Origin of the sequence: Wolbachia endosymbiont of Wiebesia pumilae, assembly GCF_017869285.1 — a bacterium.
GTDB lineage: Bacteria > Pseudomonadota > Alphaproteobacteria > Rickettsiales > Anaplasmataceae > Wolbachia > Wolbachia pipientis.
Genome location: NZ_CP054557.1, coordinates 1,034,280 through 1,052,230, shown reverse-complemented (window position 1 = coordinate 1,052,230; position 17,951 = coordinate 1,034,280). Strand labels below are relative to the sequence as shown.

Here is a 17,951-nt window from a genome sequence, read left to right as displayed (position 1 = left end):
AGCTTTATATAATGAAATATTTAATCGGTATTAAAGGAAGATATAGTGAATCTTTATGAATTTACTTTTATAGCACAACAAGGATTGTTACAGCAAGAAGTAGAGGAGATGGTCCAAGAGCTAGCTGTTTCATTGAAAAATATTAAAGCAGATATTATGTTCCAGCAAATCAGGGATATTCTGAAAAAAGGAAATGACAAGCTTACAAAACAAGAGTTAGAAGTGCGTGCTGAGGACATTAAAGAAAGTCTAGTTGCTTACTCTGATTTCTTGGAAGATCTTACAAAAATTTTATGGGTTGAATTAGAAGAAGATCTTTCAAATTTGAAAGAAGTGAAGTCAAAAATCGATAAAGAGTTGAAAGATGACCTAAAAGATTTAGGAATAACGCAAGACTTTACAAAATTTCTAGGAGGCAGTACTAAAAGTGCGTTTATCCATAACGCAGTAAATGCTTTGAAGAGAAATATTTCAGAACATCTAATAAAGATTTTTCAAGATATTTTGAAAGATTTTAGAATAAACGGTCCAACTCAATCGAGCAAAGCGTTGGAAATGCTTTTGAAAAACATTGAAGCATCAGGATTAATCAAGTATGAACATTGGGGTCTTTTGGATTTTGCATATCACAAAAATAAAATGAAGAGCGGTCATTATTGTATAATGTGCATAAGTTCTACTGCAAGCATTCTGGATGAATTTATGCGTAGAATGAAACTTAATGAGAACGTTATTCGCCACTTTCCTGTGCAGGTTGATAAAATTTTTGAAGGTAAATCTCATATGATGAATAAACAAATTGAGGAGCAAAGCGCATAATGATGAAAAGACGAAATAGTTTTAATAATTCTTACGTATCTGTAAATAATAGGACTGGCTTTAGGCGTTCTAAAGTTTGCCCTCTTGCTGCGTCTAAAGATGAAGACATAGATTATAAGAATATAGATTTATTATCCAAGTTTACCTCTGACTATGGTAGGATATTACCTAGAAGATTAACAGGCGTATGTGCAAAAAAACAAAGGAAGTTACGCTTAGCGATCATAAGGGCACGTTTTTTAGCTCTTATTCCTTACTGTACTAAAAAAGTTTAGGTAATTTATGTTGATAATTTTAAAGGAAAATATAAGGACTTTAGGTAAGCTTGGTGAAGTTGTCAAAGTTAAACCAGGTTATGCACGTAATTTTCTTTTTCCACAAAGAAAAGCGGTGAAAGCTACCAAGGAAAATTTAACAAGGCTAGAGGAGCAACGTTTATTACTGGAAGAAGAGAATATAAAAAGATTAAATGTAGCAAAAGAGCTTGCGTTGTCACTACATGATAAGTTTGTGGTATTAATAAAGCAAGCTTCAGAGGATGGTAAAATTTTTGGTTCTGTAACAACACGTGAAATTGCGAAAATTTTACTACAAGAAGGACATGTGATAGATCACCGTAGTTTATCTTTTGGTGGAGTAAGCATCAAAAACTTGGGTGAATACCAAGTAAACGTAGAATTACATAGTGAAGTAGTAGTACCAATTACTATATACGTCGTGAAATCCGAAACAGATGCAAATGAGCTAAGGCAAGTAAAATTGCAAAATCAGAAGTCTGAGCAACAAGAGGCAGAGCAAGATGCGAATAAAGAAGCTACTGATGGTGATGATAGCTGATCAAAGATGATCCCTTGTTATAGTCGTAAAGAAATGTCTGCCATGGCTAAGCTGGTGTCATCCCAGTGCTTCCCTCATGTCATCCCAGTGCGTAACACTGGGATCCAGTTTATTTCATCATGGACATTATTTTATGCTTCTAGAATCCGTTGTCCATTGAATAATTTGCAAATACTTTTATACCTGGATTCCAGTGTCACGCACTGGAATGACACCATTATTGGAGTAAATCAAAAATGATCCCACGCTATAGCCGTAAAGAAATTTCTGCCATGGCTAAGCTGGTGTCATCCCAGTGCTTCCCTCATGTCATCCCAGTGCGTGACACTGGAATCCAGTTTATTTCATCATGGACATTATTTTATGCTTCTAGAATCCGTTGTCCATTGAATAATTTGCAAATACTTTTATATCTGGATTCCAGTGTCACGCACTGGAATGACACCATTATTGGAATAAATCAAAAATGATTCCCCGCTATAGCAGAAAAGAAATGTCTTCCATTTGGGAGGAAAATAATAAATTTAATATATGGCTTAAAATAGAAAAATTAGCGTGTGAAGCTCAAGCAAAGTTAGGAGTGATTCCGAATAATATTGCTGAGAACCTCTCTGGTGCTATTGAATTTGATGTTGAATGTATCAACGAAATTGAATCCATTGTAAAACATGATGTTATAGCTTTTCTGACATATATTGCTAAAAAAGCGGGAGTTGATGTTCGTTATCTTCATTATGGAATGACAAGTTCTGATGTTTTGGATACATGCCTTGCGGTGCAACTGAAAGAGTCCTGTGATATTTTGCTCGAGAATCTAAAAAATTTACTTGCAGCATTGAAAAAAAAAGCTGAGGACTATAAAGATATTGTTTGTGTTGGACGCAGTCACGGAATGCATGCAGAACCAACAACTCTTGGAATAAAATTTGCCAGATTTTATGCTGAATTTAAACGCAATTATCAGAGATTAATTAGCGCGCAAAAAGAGATCTCAATTTGTAAAATATCAGGTGCAGTAGGCAATTTTGCAAATGTTGATCCGTTTGTTGAAGAATATGTAGCGAAAGAAATGGGACTCATACCTGAAACCATATCATCTCAAATCATTCCTCGTGATAGACATGCCATGTTCTTTTCAGTTTTGGGAGTAATTGCAAGTTCAATAGAAAATGTTGCTGTTGAAATTCGTCATTTGCAAAGAACTGAAATCGGCGAAATTTCTGAGCATTTTTCCACTGGGCAGAAGGGAAGCTCTGCTATGCCACACAAATGTAATCCTATTTTAAGTGAAAATCTGACTGGACTCTCACGTTTAATACGCAGTTATGTTTTTCCTGCGTTAGAAAATGTTGCATTGTGGCACGAACGTGATATATCACACTCGTCTGTGGAAAGATGCATTGCTCCTGATGCTTGTATAACAATGGATTTTGCTTTAGTGCGATTAACAGATTTGATAGATAAATTGGTGATCAATAAGGAAAACATTGAAAAGAACTTAAATTCTTCAAAAGGTTTAGTTTTCTCACAGCGTGTATTGCTTGAGTTAGTAAATAGTGGTTTGGCGAGGGAAGAGGCGTATAAAATTGTTCAGAGCAATGCAATGAAAGTGAAACAAAACAACAGTGATTTTCTGGCCGAATTGAAACAAGATAAACCCTTACTTAAGGTTATTAACTCGGAAAAACTTGAATCTTTGTTTGATTTGAAGTATTATACGAAACATATAGATCGTGTGTATAATAAGGTTTTTAATTAGGCTGAGTAGCTCAGTTGGTAGAGCAGGAGGATCATAATCTCTTGGTCGGGGGTTCAAGTCCCTCCTCAGCCACTCGAACTAAACTATGTTTAGCAAAGCAGTGCTATTGGTGAAACCCAGTGTCAGTTACTTGGAATGAGTTGTATATCCACTCAGGTGAGGAGACAATGGATAAGAGATTGTGAAAAGGGTTTAGCTTTTGGCCTATGATCTCTTTAAATGACAGAATTTCACTACAAAACTTAACTTTCTTCTATGCAGTTAGCTAAGTCAAGAAAGGTGAATCTATCTCTTGTTGTAAACGCAAGATCGACCACTTTACAATATTGTTCTTTATTCCAACTGAGGTGCTCTGGTAAGTGTGGAATTGATAGATCTTCAAATATTTTTTGCAGGTGTTTTGCAGGTAGTAAATTTTGCTTAATTAAACTGGAAATATTATGCCATTCTTTACAAATAATCTCTTGGATTTTTTGCTGCATAATTTGCTTCTGTTCAAAAGTTCTTACAAATTCGATATTATCAAAGTACTGAGTTATATGTTTTACATCTAAAGTGGTCGGTTTGATAATCGGGTTTTGTATTGATAATATCTTTTCCTGTAAATTAGCCATAGTAATCGTTGTGACAGCAATTTTTTCACCATGTAGTGAGGAATAATCTTTTGTTACCATTTCCATTGCGTGAGCTATCATATGCTCTCCTTGGCTTGCAGAATAGCTGCCTTTTGACATCACCATTCCAAGTCCTGAAATTAGTAGAACTTCCATAAGTAATAGGACCTCTTTTCCACTTCTTTTAGTAAGCGCCGTATATTCTCTTAGCAAAATTTGCTCCAAATCGTGAACAAGTGTAAAAGGTAATTCATTGTATTCTGTGCTAAGCAACAAATGAGATAGTAGCCAGTCAGCCTGAACTGTTGAACGACAAATGAAATCTGCAAATCCGCTTAATGTGAGGCGCAGTGGCGCATTGGCAAGTATGTCTATATCTATATATATTGCTCTTGGAAGATGTGCTTTGAACGATTTTTTATATCCATTTACTAATATTGAAGCATTTGCGGATGTATATCCATTCATAGAAGCGGCTGTTGGAAAGGATATATAATCTTTTTTCTCGAGGTAGCTTGCATATTTGCAGATATCGTTAACGGTGCCGCTACCAAATGCAACTATTAAGTCACTGTCTTTTACTTTGTTTCTCACTAGATTTACGGTTTCAAGAGAGGCAGCTCTGCTTGGTGTCATTTCTCTACTTGATGTCATCCCAGCGCGTGACACTGGAATGGCAGGTGGGGTTGGAATAATTAAATGAGAAATTTTATTAAATACGTTTTTGTTTAAAAGTTTTGCTGTATTTTCATCTGCAACTAGAAAGATGTCATTTCCGTGTTGTGTGCATATTTCATAGATATCATCAGCAAGGTGGTAATCTGTTATTACTTCCCTTAGAAAAGTTTGTTCGGTTTGATGTAATATTTGTTTTAAATAGTGCATAGAGTGTTTACAATATAGCAGTATAAGTATTTTAAGATTGACATGAAAATTGACCCTGTAGAGCTAACTAGGAAATTGATCTCTTTTGAGAGTATAACACCAGAAGACAGCGGGGCAATAGAGTATATAGCAACAATCTTCAAGAAGAGCGGCTTTGATTGTGAGATTTTAGAATTTGGTGATAAAGTTAAAAATCTTTATGCGAAATATATAAATGGAGTACCAAATTTGTGCTTTGCTGGGCACGTTGATGTTGTACCACCTGGTCAGTTAAAAGATTGGGCATTTGGTCCATTTAAACCAGAAGTGAGGGATGGAATGCTATATGGAAGAGGGGCCGCTGATATGAAAAGCGGAGTAGCTGCATTTATTGCTGCTATGGTAAATTTGATTGCAGAGAAGTTTCAGTTCAATGGTTCAATAAGTGCATTGATTACCAGTGCTGAAGAAAGCATGGAAGAATATGGAACAAAGGCAGTTTTGGAATGGATGAAAAATAAGCAGAAAAAGATAGATTTTTGTGTGGTTGGCGAACCAACCAGTAGTGAGAAATTAGGTGATACCATAAAAATAGGCAGAAGAGGTTCTGTAACATTTGAATTAATTTGCCATGGAAAACAAGGGCACGTTGCCTACCCAGACCTAGCAGACAATCCAATATATAAGGTAATATCGATATTGAGTAAGGTAAAAAATACTACTTTTGATCATGGTAATAAATATTTTCAGCCTTCACATTGCGAAGTTACTACTATCGATGTTGGAAATAATACTAGCAATCTAATACCTGGCTCAGCAACTACACGTTTTAACATTCGATATAACAATGAACAAACACCGGGTGGCTTATATAAGCTGATTGATGAAATATGCTCCAGTGTAACTAACGATTATAAACTTTCTATGCATAGCAGCAGGGACGTTTTCCTCTCTACTCCCGATAGAAATACTGATATTATGCTTGATGCAATAAGTAAGGTTACCAACATTGATGCTATACTTAGCACAAGTGGTGGCACATCTGACGCTGCGTTTATCAAAGATGTTTGTCCAGTGATTGAATTTGGTATAATCAACAAAACTGCACATCAGATAAACGAATGCGTATCAGTAAACGATATACACAAGTTAACAGCTATATATAAGGAATTTATAGAAAATTATTTCAATCCCACTAATAAAATATTGAATCAGGTCAACGTAGTTAGTAATATATCTAGTGGTCCATTGTTAGCTTAGATGTAATCAGATCTCTTGCATAACTGTTGTTTGAATAATAACTTGTATCATTCCAGCAAAATGTGTCAAGTAAGTTTTTTCGTTTCTATAGCTACTTGGATGACAAAAAAAGAAATACTAGACTTTATACCTTTTGCACTCAAATTCACATAAATCATGAATTATGCACGTTTCACACGAAGGTTTCTGTGCTTTGCAAACATATCTACCATGCAAAACTAGCCAATGATGAGCATAAAGCAGGTATTTTTTGGGAACCACATTTAAAAGAGATTGTTCTGTTTTAAACACATCTTTTTCTTTCACAAGCCCGATTCTATTGCTCACTCTAAAAACGTGAGTATCAACTGCCAATGTTGGAATGCCAAGCCCCGAATTTAAGAACACATTAGCGCTCTTTCTTCCCACTCCCGGCAAAGACACCAAATCATCGAAATCAGTAGGCACTTTGCTATTGTACCTCTCAATCAATATTTTGCTGAGCCCGATTATGTTTTTTGCTTTGGAATTATATAAACCAATACTGCTTATGCATTTTCTTAGCTCACTCTGCCCAAAACTCAGCATTTTTTCTGGCGTATCAGTGATACTAAATAGCTCCTTTGTAATTTTATTAACGCTTATATCAGTTGTTCGCGCTGATAGAACTATCGCAACTAATAACGTAAAATCATTGGTATAATTCAGCTCTATTTTTGGTGCAGGATTTGATTGCTTGAATTTTTCAAATATCAGTTCTACTTTTTTTGAGTCCATGCATAGAGCTAAAAGCTTATACTACACTGGTTGCTGTGCAAATTCAATTCCTTTAGGCTTAGATAGTCCTTCAGCATTAACATCAGACATATCAGTTTTTACCTCATCAAAATTCCTCTCAGCAAATTCGCTTGCCACTTCCGCAAAACACTTTTTAATAAGAGGCATAACAATTGGCATTAACAGTTTTCGTGGATCATACCATCCTAACAGGTCAGTTTCCTTTTGTACCCTATCTCTTGGATCCTCTTCTAGTAAATCTTTTGTGTGCTTTTCAGCATATATTTCACAGCCTTTTGAGAAAAAAGGAGCTAACATTTCAATTAATACTGCCAATAACAATAGTGAACCAAGTATGGTTCCACCAACAGTTAATCTATTAGCAATGAAATTTGTTGTAAGTAGATAAACAGAAAAAGCAGCTAAAGGATAGTTGATAAGAAGCTTACTGCCTAGCGCGATATAGTTCATTTTACTTATGAATTCATCAGTGGAAATTTCTGAATTTTTATACTTTTCCATATAATAATTCACTAATAAACCAAAGGCTCTACTAATAGCGATGTTAAATGCTATGATCCACCATGAAAAATAGCAACCTATAGTAACTGTAGTTAACAGGCCTAAGGGTAGAACACTAAGAGCCTGTCTTGAAAAGAAATGAGAAAGAGAATATGATGAGATAAGTAAAAAATAGTAGGTAAAAATGTATCCAAGTGATATAAGTGACAAAGAATGGGAAATTTTGGAGCCAAGTGTTGCACAAGGTGCAGTAGGACGGCCAAGAAAGTACAATATTAGAACAATTATTAATGCAATAAGATACATAATGAAAGGTGGTTGCCAGTGGAGAATGCTGCCAAAAGATTTTCCGCCATGGAAAACGGTGTATGATTATTTTCTCAGGTGGCGTAATAGTGGCAAATTGGAAGAAATACACGATATGTTAGTAAAAAAGGTAAGAAAAATGGTTGGCAAAAATGAAATACCTTCGGTAGGAATAATTGACAGTCAATCAGTGAAAACCACTCAAAAAGGGGATCCAGAGGATATGATGCTGGCAAGAAAATAAAGGGTAGAAAACGTCACATCATTGTGGATACAATAGGCCTAATTATTACAGCTGATGTTCATAGTGCAGGCATTCAAGATCGTGATGGTGCTCTAAATCTTTTTACTCAAGCTAAACGAAAAGCTTCAACGCTACAAAGGTTTCTCGCTGATCAGGGATATATTGGTAAATTGCAAAATTACTGTTTATTGAAAACAGGATGTTTATTGACGATTACTAAAAAAGCAGCTGATGCTGTAGGATTTCAAGTTATTCCTAAACGGTGGATTGTTGAAAGAACTTTTGCTTGGCTTTCCAATTTTAGACGTATGAGCAAGGATTATGAGCATTCTCCTCTTACTTCAAAAACTAATATCTCCTTTAATATGATTACTATTATGCTTGCTAAATTAGCTGCTTAGTTCCTTTCAAGACAGGTTCTAAGAGCTTGATAATCCTTACCTACAATTTGTTCAGCTTTTATCTCTAGTACGTTAAACAGATCATTATTATCATAAAACTCCTGACCAGTTAACTTAAAATGTTGACTCATTACTACACCTCACATAAATACACGATACTATTAGTATAATATATTTAATGTTTCACACAAGCATAAAAATATCAAGCAACCACTAAGAGAAGAAACCCTCTTTCCCATCATACAAATACAACTTATCCATTCTCACCACATCAAAATTATGTTCCTCAAATTTGATTAGCAAGTTATTCACATCACTATTTGTAATTTCATTATTTGCAATGAACCTGCAGGTTATTTGGTCACTTGAAGACTTTGAACTTCCTGGCCAAATCGCAAGGCCTTTTGAATATATTGCTATAATCTGCGGATTACTTGTTTCAAACAACTTCACTATTTGGTCAAAGTCAGCCGGCTTACTCCAGGCAAGCGTTATATCGCTACCCACTAGTTTTTTAATCTTATAATCCTGTTCATAATTATCCTGTATTTTATCCACTTTACTATTTGGATCACTGCCAATTATAAGCTCAGATAATGTTTTCGGTTTTTTTCCTAGATTGTCTATAACAGCTTCTGCAAATTCTTTTGTACCAACTTTCTGTTTACTTCTTTTCTCCTTATATAAATCGGCAGTGTGTATTCCATCCTCCAAAGTCTTGAGCCATGCATCGTAGATTAGTTTTGCAGTACCCACTTGACCTATGTAAATTAGCATATGCACTGCAGCATTTAAAAGACCAGAAGGATTGGCTATGTTTTTTCCTGCAATATCAGTGGCAGAACCGTGCACTGCTTCAAACATTGCGTATTCATTCCCGATGTTGCTACTTCCGGCAAGCCCCACAGATCCAGAGGTTTGTGCGACTATATCTGATAATATGTCGCCATATAAGTTCTCGGTTACTATAACATCAAAATTCTCCGGTTCTGTTGCAACACGCGCCATTCCAATATCAACTATATAATGTTCTGCCTTTATATCTGGGTATTCCTTTGCAATGCGATCAAACGCGGCATGGAAAGTTCCGTCAGTCATTTTCATGATGTTATCTTTAGTCAGGCAAGTTACTTTTTTTCTGTTGTGTTTTTTTGCATATTCAAAAGCGTACCTGCATATCTTCTCTGAGCCAGATCTAGTAATAATTTTAGTGCATTGGTAAGAGTCACCAGTGAGCCTATGCTCTATTCCGGTGTAAACGTCCTCTTCATTTTCACGTATCACTACGATATCAAACTTATCGAATTTATTTTCTATAACAGGATGATATGAAATGCATGGTCTGATATTTGCATACAACCCTAGATTTTTTCTGAGTGCAACGTTTAAGCTTTTGTGCCCTTTACCTTGAGGAGTTGTTGTCGGAGATTTTAATAATATTTTTGTCCTTTCAATTGATTCCCAACCACTTGGAGAAATTCCGTGAGACCATTCTTTACTGTAAACACGCTCCCCTATTTCAATAATATCTATTGAGATTTCCGCTTCTGCTTCGCGCAATATCGACAGCACCGCTTCCATGATTTCTGGTCCGATACCGTCGCCATATGCAACTGTGATTAGTGTTGACATAACTTCCCTAGTTATAAATGATTTAATATTAATTTAAATAATAGAGTGGCACAAGTAGCTAATATTACCCAAGTTAGTATATTTACGGTTATTTAATAACGTATTTTTATATCATATGATGATATTATGAAATATAGGTGGGGTTATGAATACTGAAATAAATGTTAAAGTAAATTATGTAGGATTTACAAGGCGTATTGTAGCAGAAATACTTGACCTCATCATATTTTCCCCTCATTTTATCTTCGGTTTTATCTATGGTGTATTCATCGTATCATTACAAGATCAAGATAAAGACTCTTTTCAGGAACTTGCACAACTAGCAACAGAAATACCATTTATAGTTTCTACAGTGGTCGCAACATTAGTACTAACAATATCCAAAATATTAATGGTAACAAAACTTGGTGGTACCCCAGGAAAACTATTGTGTGGTATGCATATTAAAGATGCTAATACATTTACAAATGTTACCCTTATGCAAGCAACAATAAGATGTATTTCTAAGATGTACAGTCCCAGAGTGTGATGGTATGATAAAATATGAGAAAAAAATACCATCAAAGGAGGAGTTATGGGACAAATATTGCATGGGTGCGCCAAAACAACACAGACGATTCGTAGAGCAATACAAAATAGAAAAGAGAGCATAGCAAAACTCTCCAAGCATTATAACCTTAATCCAAAAACTATTATTAAGTGGAGAAAACGTTCATTTACGAAAGATGCTGATATGGGTCCAAAGCGTCCAAGATCGACTGTTTTAACGCTAGAAGAGGAAGCTATAATAGTTACATTTCGCAAGTATACACTACTGCCACTAGATGATTGCCTTTACGCTCTGCAGTCTACAATTCCGCATTTGACTCGCTCTAGCTTGCATCGTTGTTTACAAAGACACAACATTAGCAGATTACCAACTGTTGATGGAGAAGTTAAGTCAAAAAAGAAATTCAAACAATATCCTATCGGTTACTTTCATATTGATATTGCTGAAGTTAGAACTGAGGAGGGCAAATTACATTTGTTTGTTGCTATTGATAGGACATCCAAATTTACCTATGTTGAGTTGCGTAACAGTGCTACAAAACCCATAGCTGCTGAGTTCTTACGTAATTTGATTAGAATTTTACCGTATAAAATCCATACTATTTTGACAGATAACGGTATACAATTTACAAACCAGAAGCGTCATAAGTATGCTTTCCAACATATATTTGATAGAGTTTGCGAAGGGAATGTTATTGAACATCGTTTGACAAAAGTTAGCCATCCTTGGACGAATGGGCAAGTCGAGCGTATGAATAAAACTTTAAAGGATGCTACAGTTAAGAAGTATTACTATCAATCGCACCAGCAACTTAAAGAACACCTTTATAACTTTGTTATGGCTTATAATTATGCAAAGAGACTCAAAACTCTTAAGGGTCTTACTCCTTATGAATTTATATGTTATCAGTGGACACAGTCTCCAGAATTATTTATACTAAATCCACACCATCACACTCTGGGACCATACATCTAAGGGAAGCATCTGGATTATTTTTCGCTTTTTGCTTCATCTGCATTATCATGGTTATACTTTTCTATATCTTTTAATTGTGCTAATTTTATTTTTGTTTGCAGTATTTGATCAACGCAAACAGACTTTTTACGATAAAATTGCAAAAACAGTAGTGATAGACTATAAATCTAGTTGATATTTTTCTTTATAGGTAGTACATGGATAAAAAAGTAAACTACTCAACGATGACAAGACGTACTCTAGCATTTATAGTTGATTGTATTTTATTTATCGCAATACCATTTGGTTTAATGGCGGTGGATTTCTCACTTACACACGCAATACAAGGGATCATGGGTGCAATAATTGTAATCACCACGATTGTATTTTCTTTATTTTTAATGATACCATGTATATTTCATATATTCATGCTAGTAAAATTTGGCGGCACTCCAGGACACTTGTTATTTAGCATGCGGTGTAAAAGACAAAGATACATTTGAGTCAATCACTACAATGCAAGCAATGAAAAGGACTATAGCTCTTTTTATAATTTATTGCATATCACTTTGTAATCCCATTTTATTCTTAGCTATACTAATCTTAGTTTTAGTATGTGCAGTAGGTGATGAACATAAACAAGCTTTTCACGACAAAATTGCAAACACGGTAGTGATAGATTATAAACCTAGTTGATATTTTCCTTTAGCTGTCTGCCACCAAGGGTGTCATTCCAGTGTCACGCGCTAACTTAAGGTAAATTGCCAACTTAACTATAAATATATTTTGGTAAATCCAAATTATTTTAGCTATAAGAGCGTTTTACTTTTTGCTCAACATATCCATCATAACTGGCTTACTTTTAGTGATTCATGGAGTTAAAAAAGTCAGCATTGCTCTTTGTTAAAAGTAGTTTGTCACGTAAAAATTCCATTGCTTCAACGGGTCCCATAGGATTGAGTATCCTACGCACCACCCATATTTTATTTAGTATAGCCTTATCAACTAATAGCTCTTCCTTCCTTGTTCCGGATTTTGTAATATCAATAGCTGGAAATATACGTTTATCAGAAAGTTTTCTATCAAGTATGATCTCAGCATTTCCTGTACCTTTAAACTCTTCAAAAATAACTTCATCCATTTTTGAACCAGTCTCTATAAGAGCTGTGGCGATTATAGTTAAAGAACCCCCATTCTCAATATTACGAGCTGCTCCAAAAAAGCGTTTTGGTCTCTGCAGTGCGTTTGAATCTACACCACCAGTTAGAACTTTCCCAGACGAAGGAATAACCGCATTATAAGCACGTGCAAGTCTAGTAATATTGTCAAGTAGAATTACCACATCTTTTTTATGCTCAACCATTCTTTTAGCTTTTTCTATTACTATTTCAGCAAGCTGTACGTGACGGTAAGCAGGCTCATCGAATGTAGAACTTACTACCTCACCTTTTACAGAACGTATCATATCTGTTACTTCTTCAGGTCTTTCATCTATAAGTAACACTATTAATTCTACTTCAGGGTGATTTATAGCTATAGAGTTAGCCATTTGCTGAAGCAATACAGTTTTTCCTGTGCGAGGTGGAGCAACTACTAACGCTCTTTGCCCTTTTCCAAGAGGAGCTACTATATCTATAGCACGCATGCTTAAGCCTTTTTTATCATCACCATTATTACACTCAAGTACTATGCTTTCCTCAGGATAAAGAGGAAGCAAATTATCAAAATGGACGTACTTTCTTAATTCACTTACTTCAGTAGAGTTTATACTTTGAACCTTAGTTAAAGTAAAATATCTCTCTTTATCACCAGGTGGCCTTATTTCTCCATATGCCATATCTCCTGTACGTAAATTAAACTTCTTTATTTGCCCGTTAGAAATATAAACATCATCGGTACTTGGGGCATAATTTGCACTTGCTGAACGTAAGAAACCAAAACCATCAGGCAATATTTCCACTATTCCACTCCCTGTGGTTATGCCTCCTTCTTCACTCATTTTTTTCATTAAGCTGAATATTATTTCCTGCTTTAGCATTCTACCATTGCTTTTACCGTTAGTTGAAATTTTTCTTTCTTCAGCTAACTCTAACAATTCTTCTGCTGTTTTCTCTTTTAATTCGCTCAGATCTAATGTTTTTCTGTTTTTCTCAGTACCTTCATTGACCATCTGTTTTACTGTATCGTTATTGTAAATTTGCTCACTTTTTTCAGGTTGAGCTGTAACCTTTCCTTTTGCCAAAACATCTTCATTGATTGTTGTCATAATCCTCCAAAAATTTTAATTGATGCTTACTAACCTAAAATGTGACTATAAGATAATAAATTAGGCTGAGTTAGTTTCAGTGCGTATTAAGCTTAATTATCATTAAACCCCGTACTTTACTTACATTATACTAATAAACACTAGCAAGTCAAGTTAATTTAATTTAATGTTAACAAAACACAAAAATTTGAGGATTTTCAATAGCTATTCTTTATATTTTTTTAACCTTTCTTGCTTCTCCTCTTCTACTTTTGCTTTTTCCACTTCTGCTTCTAAATTTTCTTGACTACATAAGCCGAGTAGTACAGGATCTTGGGGTTTTATATTTTGCATGTTATGATGAGATCCATCTCTTACCTGCTCAACTGTGTAATTTGTTGTACTAATTAATTTAGCTATAACGTTATTGTCCAAGATAGGAAATTTTTTTACTAAATAATAAATCGCATCAGGTTTATCTCTACGTCTTGCCGTAGAGGCAAAGCCAAGAATGCTACCAATCGCTTTACTCCTTTTTTTTATATTTTTTATAATCAAATTTGGTACACGATTTGGATTTTTTTTGCAATCATCGATTTCTTTTTCAGTAATTATTCCAGAAATAATAGGGTTATATTTTTCTACTTCTATTTCCTCATCAGCTATGTCTTGTACTTCTTCAAGGGCCAATCTGCAACATTGTGCTATTTGATTAAAAGTTAAACCAGTGTTGTCTACTAACCAAGCAGCTATTTGCACTAGAAACTGTTTATTTCTATCGTTATTGCCCTTAGAAGATTCCATTGACATCAAAAAAGCATCTCCCATTTAAAGTATCCCTTACTGTTATACAGAGCTAAAATATAAACTATTAAAACTAAAAAAGCATTAATTTTGTCATTCAATAACTTTTTGTTTGTCACTTCCCACCTCTTAAGTTAATTAAATGCGCTTACCTTTAAGCATATTTCAAACAAAATATTTCCCCTTCCTAAGATGTATGGTCCCAGAGTGTGATGGTGTGGATTTAGTATAAATAATTCTGGAGACTGTGTCCACTGATAACATATAAATTCATAAGGAGTAAGACCCTTAAGAGTTTTGAGTCTCTTTGCATAATTATAAGCCATAACAAAGTTATAAAGGTGTTCTTTAAGTTGCTGGTGCGATTGATAGTAATACTTCTTAACTGTAGCATCCTTTAAAGTTTTATTCATACGCTCGACTTGCCCATTCGTCCAAGGATGGCTAACTTTTGTCAAACGATGTTCAATAACATTCCCTTCGCAAACTCTATCAAATATATGTTGGAAAGCATACTTATGACGCTTCTGGTTTGTAAATTGTATACCGTTATCTGTCAAAATAGTATGGATTTTATACGGTAAAATTCTAATCAAATTACGTAAGAACTCAGCAGCTATGGGTTTTGTAGCACTGTTACGCAACTCAACATAGGTAAATTTGGATGTCCTATCAATAGCAACAAACAAATGTAATTTGCCCTCCTCAGTTCTAACTTCAGCAATATCAATATGAAAGTAACCGATAGGATATTGTTTGAATTTCTTTTTTGACTTAACTTCTCCATCAACAGTTGGTAATCTGCTAATGTTGTGTCTTTGTAAACAACGATGCAAGCTAGAGCGAGTCAAATGCGGAATTGTAGACTGCAGAGCGTAAAGGCAATCATCTAGTGGCAGTAGTGTATACTTGCGAAATGTAACTATTATAGCTTCCTCTTCTAGCGTTAAAACAGTCGATCTTGGACGCTTTGGACCCATATCAGCATCTTTCGTAAATGAACGTTTTCTCCACTTAATAATAGTTTTTGGATTAAGGTTATAATGCTTGGAGAGTTTTGCTATGCTCTCTTTTCTATTTTGTATTGCTCTACGAATCGTCTGTGTTGTTTTGGCGCACCCATGCAATATTTGTCCCATAACTCCTCCTTTGATGGTATTTTTTTCTCATATTTTATCATACCATCACACTCTGGGACTGTACATCTAAGGTATAGTATAACTCAGTTAAACATATGTTCCTATTTAAGATTAGAGAGTTAAATTTTAAGTTAATATATTGTAATATTATATATATTAGCTAATAAAGCAACAGGTTTACAAGCATTAAATTATCACTATTCTATAATTAATCATTAATTAACTGGGTTTAAAATGAATGTTAAAAATTTTTTCACTAAAGTAACCGTTGTCCTTTTAGCTTGCTTGTTAATCTTCATGGGAATTGGCAACCTTTTATCAGGTGATGATGAAAAAGAAGAGGTAGCTAGGGTTGGAAAAGAAGTTATAACGTCAGATGAGTATAAGTCGCTATATCAAAATTATGGAAAACAAATTTCTGGATCTGATGCGAGTAGAGAACAAGTAAAAAAGCTGAAATATGATTTGCTTAACGCACTTATAGAGCAAAAACTATTGTTTAACCTAACTAGTGAGCTGGGGTTGACAGTTGGAGAAGAATCTATAAAAAACCATATTAAAAACACCAAATACTTTCAAAATGATAAAGGTGAATTTGACAAAAATAAATTCTATGAAACGCTAAATGACCTGCATATGACAGAGAAAGAGTATATAGCAAAGCTAGAGAAAGTCCTGCCTGCAATGATGTTCATGACTTCATTATTTAAAGATAATTATCCAGTAACTTTTGGCGAGAAAATTGATGAGCAGATATACAAAAGTCGCTACCAAACTAGAGTAGTTGATATTGTTAAAATAACTGAAGATGCAGTTACAAACATTCCTGAACCAGATGATCAAGCCTTACTTGATTTGTACGAAAGAAATAAATCCCATTTTTATTATCCTGAGTATCGAACTGCGCAATATATTTCCCTAGGCCAAAAGTATTTTGAAGATCAAATCAAGATCTCAGATGAAGAAGTTGATGGTATAATAGAACAACAAGAACTTAAAAATCAAAGAGATATATTCAATGCAATATTTTCTACCAAAGAAGAAGCTGAGACAGCAAGAAGAGCATTTGAGGAGGGTAAAACAAGCTTTGAACAGATAGTAGAAGAGTTTGGCAAAGCAAAACTTGAGGAAACTAGAGTAAATAATATAACTAAGGATTTTTTACCAGAAGACGTGAGAGAGAAGGTATTTGCTCTTAAAGTAGGTGAAGTAAGTGAAGTTTTAGCAAGCAGTTTTGGTTGGCACATAGTAAAAGTGGAAAGTGCGCATCAAATCTCTGATGAAGACTTAGTTGATTTAAAAAAAGACATAAAGTCAGTTCTAACTAACCAAAAGTCTTTTGAAAGAGTCAATGATTTCATAAACCAAGTGAACTATAAGATATACAATGGTTCAGAAATTGAAGAAATATTGAGTGAATATAATTTACCTATACAAACTATTGGTCCAGTAGATGCGAGTGGAAAAGATCAAAGCGGTAATAACGTAGGAGATTCTGGTGATTTGATTTCTTTCATTTTTTCGCGAGAAAAGGATCAGAAAGGTTATTTTAAGGGCGTTGGGGACGCCGTTGTTAGTGTAAAAATCGTCGATATCTTTCCACCCAAATTGCAAAGTTTTGAAGAAGGCAAGGCATTAGCGGTAGAGCTTTGGCGTAGTGAGTTTATAAAAGAAAGAATGTTTAAATTCGGGCAAGAGGTTGCAGTTCAACTAAGAGAAAAAACAGATTTGGAAGAAATTCAAGGTGTGGAATTAGTTAAAGGTCAGCAGATGCACCGCAATAAAGTGGATCAACAAAACTACCCCTTTTCTTTTGTAGAAGAGATTTTCAATATGAAAACAACTGGTTCAGTGACAGATCCTATTCAATACAATAATGAAATTATAATAGGTGTTCTAAAAGAAATGCATTCATCAAATGGCAAATTAAACACGCTTGACACCGGAAAACGTGTGATGATATCGCTAAAAGAGCAATTAATTAGCTATCTGGAATCAAAGTATAAAGTCGAAGTTAATCACGCTATACTTGATGATATATAATCAAAAATCTTATAAGCTGCTTCAAACGCATCCAGTGCCCAGACACACAACTGTACGAACATTGCGATTTGAGAGCAATCTTCACTAGAAAGGATGTCATCCCAGTGCCCAGACACTGGGATCCAGGAATTTTATTAAGTTGGTAAGCATAAAAGTAGCCGTTTTATGTTAAAATACAACGTTTTAATGATTAAAAAAAGGC

The 17,951-nt window shown here is 34.7% G+C and carries 21 protein-coding genes, 1 tRNA gene and 1 pseudogene; 14 read left to right on the top strand and 9 right to left on the bottom strand.

All coding sequences use genetic code 11. From position 1 onward, the window contains the following. Nucleotides 1-45 precede the first annotated feature (45 nt). The 7 genes from HUB92_RS05545 (at nt 46) to HUB92_RS05515 (ending at nt 3,487) form a co-directional block, all read left to right on the top strand. Nucleotides 46-819: a 30S ribosomal protein S6 gene (locus HUB92_RS05545; protein WP_010082465.1), complete on the top strand. Its 774-nt coding sequence runs from the start codon at nt 46-48 to the stop codon at nt 817-819. Next, complete coding sequence (gene rpsR, locus HUB92_RS05540) at nt 819-1,094, top strand: 30S ribosomal protein S18 (RefSeq protein ID WP_007548890.1); 276 nt, start codon at nt 819-821, stop codon at nt 1,092-1,094. The genes HUB92_RS05545 and rpsR overlap by 1 nt, the downstream gene beginning before the upstream one ends. 7 nt (nt 1,095-1,101) lie before the next feature. Next, complete coding sequence (rplI, locus tag HUB92_RS05535) at nt 1,102-1,656, top strand: 50S ribosomal protein L9 (RefSeq protein ID WP_209472636.1); 555 nt, start codon at nt 1,102-1,104, stop codon at nt 1,654-1,656. Between the two features lie 33 nt (nt 1,657-1,689). Next, the gene (locus HUB92_RS05530) at nt 1,690-1,896 is read left to right on the top strand and encodes a hypothetical protein (protein ID WP_244663055.1); all 207 of its coding nucleotides are present in this window, start codon (nt 1,690-1,692) and stop codon (nt 1,894-1,896) included. Further along, a complete protein-coding gene (locus HUB92_RS05525; RefSeq protein WP_138344574.1) occupies nt 1,893-2,126 on the top strand; it encodes a hypothetical protein in 234 nt (77 codons plus the stop codon). Before HUB92_RS05530 ends, HUB92_RS05525 begins: the two co-directional genes overlap by 4 nt. Next, complete coding sequence (gene purB / locus HUB92_RS05520) at nt 2,123-3,415, top strand: adenylosuccinate lyase (RefSeq protein ID WP_010962833.1); 1,293 nt, start codon at nt 2,123-2,125, stop codon at nt 3,413-3,415. The genes HUB92_RS05525 and purB overlap by 4 nt, the downstream gene beginning before the upstream one ends. Then, a tRNA-Met gene (locus HUB92_RS05515) sits at nt 3,415-3,487 on the top strand. Before purB ends, HUB92_RS05515 begins: the two co-directional genes overlap by 1 nt. A gap of 170 nt (nt 3,488-3,657) precedes the next feature. Here the strand turns inward: HUB92_RS05515 and HUB92_RS05510 are convergent. Continuing rightward, nucleotides 3,658-4,914, bottom strand: a complete 1,257-nt coding sequence (locus HUB92_RS05510; protein WP_010082501.1) for an iron-containing alcohol dehydrogenase — start codon at nt 4,912-4,914, stop codon at nt 3,658-3,660. Between the two features lie 42 nt (nt 4,915-4,956). Between HUB92_RS05510 and dapE the strand changes: the two genes are divergently transcribed. Beyond that, nucleotides 4,957-6,153, top strand: a complete 1,197-nt coding sequence (gene dapE, locus HUB92_RS05505) for a succinyl-diaminopimelate desuccinylase (protein WP_010082500.1) — start codon at nt 4,957-4,959, stop codon at nt 6,151-6,153. Between the two features lie 117 nt (nt 6,154-6,270). Here dapE and nth read toward each other — a convergent pair whose 3' ends face one another. Both nth and HUB92_RS05495 read right to left on the bottom strand, forming a co-directional pair. After that, on the bottom strand, nt 6,271-6,909 hold the full coding sequence (nth, locus tag HUB92_RS05500) for an endonuclease III (RefSeq protein WP_209472633.1): 639 nt from the start codon (nt 6,907-6,909) through the stop codon (nt 6,271-6,273). Nucleotides 6,910-6,930: 21 nt separating this feature from the next. Next, nucleotides 6,931-7,557 (bottom strand): annotated as a pseudogene (locus HUB92_RS05495) (molecular chaperone DnaJ); the annotation flags it as partial. Nucleotides 7,558-7,615: 58 nt separating this feature from the next. Between HUB92_RS05495 and HUB92_RS05490 the strand changes: the two are divergent. Further along, a protein-coding gene (locus HUB92_RS05490) for an IS5 family transposase (RefSeq protein ID WP_410543338.1) occupies nt 7,616-8,382 on the top strand; the annotation gives its coding sequence in 2 pieces (ribosomal slippage) (nt 7,616-7,943 and nt 7,943-8,382; 768 coding nt in all). Here HUB92_RS05490 and HUB92_RS06995 read toward each other — a convergent pair. Next, entirely contained in the window at nt 8,379-8,513 is a 135-nt protein-coding gene (locus HUB92_RS06995) for a hypothetical protein (RefSeq protein WP_256437784.1), read from the bottom strand. The two genes, HUB92_RS05490 and HUB92_RS06995, sit on opposite strands and share 4 nt — an antisense overlap. An 82-nt stretch (nt 8,514-8,595) precedes the next feature. After that, nucleotides 8,596-10,014 carry an isocitrate dehydrogenase gene (gene icd, locus HUB92_RS05480; protein WP_209472631.1) on the bottom strand — a complete coding sequence of 473 codons (1,419 nt, stop codon included), beginning with the start codon at nt 10,012-10,014 and terminating at the stop codon, nt 8,596-8,598. Between the two features lie 145 nt (nt 10,015-10,159). On the opposite strand from icd, the gene HUB92_RS05475 reads away from it, so the two are divergent. Both HUB92_RS05475 and HUB92_RS05470 read left to right on the top strand, forming a co-directional pair. Continuing rightward, nucleotides 10,160-10,543 (top strand): RDD family protein, encoded by a 384-nt coding sequence (locus HUB92_RS05475; protein ID WP_244663053.1) that lies wholly within the window; start codon nt 10,160-10,162, stop codon nt 10,541-10,543. Nucleotides 10,544-10,588: 45 nt separating this feature from the next. Continuing rightward, a complete protein-coding gene (locus HUB92_RS05470; RefSeq protein ID WP_209472420.1) occupies nt 10,589-11,539 on the top strand; it encodes an IS481 family transposase in 951 nt (316 codons plus the stop codon). A gap of 14 nt (nt 11,540-11,553) precedes the next feature. Here the strand turns inward: HUB92_RS05470 and HUB92_RS07140 are convergent, their stop codons facing one another. Then, the gene (locus HUB92_RS07140; RefSeq protein WP_256359310.1) at nt 11,554-11,682 is read right to left on the bottom strand and encodes a hypothetical protein; all 129 of its coding nucleotides are present in this window, start codon (nt 11,680-11,682) and stop codon (nt 11,554-11,556) included. 54 nt (nt 11,683-11,736) lie between these two features. On the opposite strand from HUB92_RS07140, the gene HUB92_RS06985 reads away from it, so the two are divergent. Both HUB92_RS06985 and HUB92_RS06980 read left to right on the top strand, forming a co-directional pair. Beyond that, complete coding sequence (locus HUB92_RS06985; protein ID WP_338063133.1) at nt 11,737-12,021, top strand: RDD family protein; 285 nt, start codon at nt 11,737-11,739, stop codon at nt 12,019-12,021. A gap of 13 nt (nt 12,022-12,034) precedes the next feature. Then, a complete protein-coding gene (locus HUB92_RS06980; protein WP_338063132.1) occupies nt 12,035-12,214 on the top strand; it encodes an RDD family protein in 180 nt (59 codons plus the stop codon). Between the two features lie 166 nt (nt 12,215-12,380). On the opposite strand, the gene rho is transcribed toward HUB92_RS06980, so the two are convergent. From rho to HUB92_RS05445, 3 genes are all read right to left on the bottom strand, one after another. Then, entirely contained in the window at nt 12,381-13,784 is a 1,404-nt protein-coding gene (gene rho, locus HUB92_RS05455; protein WP_007549497.1) for a transcription termination factor Rho, read from the bottom strand. A gap of 204 nt (nt 13,785-13,988) precedes the next feature. Next, on the bottom strand, nt 13,989-14,591 hold the full coding sequence (locus tag HUB92_RS05450; RefSeq protein ID WP_010082495.1) for a cell cycle transcriptional regulator TrcR: 603 nt from the start codon (nt 14,589-14,591) through the stop codon (nt 13,989-13,991). Nucleotides 14,592-14,701: 110 nt separating this feature from the next. Beyond that, on the bottom strand, nt 14,702-15,706 hold the full coding sequence (locus HUB92_RS05445) for an IS481 family transposase (RefSeq protein WP_209472629.1): 1,005 nt from the start codon (nt 15,704-15,706) through the stop codon (nt 14,702-14,704). A 234-nt stretch (nt 15,707-15,940) separates the two neighbouring features. On the opposite strand from HUB92_RS05445, the gene HUB92_RS05440 reads away from it, so the two are divergent. Further along, nucleotides 15,941-17,749: a peptidylprolyl isomerase gene (locus tag HUB92_RS05440; RefSeq protein WP_095742751.1), complete on the top strand. Its 1,809-nt coding sequence runs from the start codon at nt 15,941-15,943 to the stop codon at nt 17,747-17,749. The last annotated feature ends 202 nt before the right edge of the window (nt 17,750-17,951 follow it).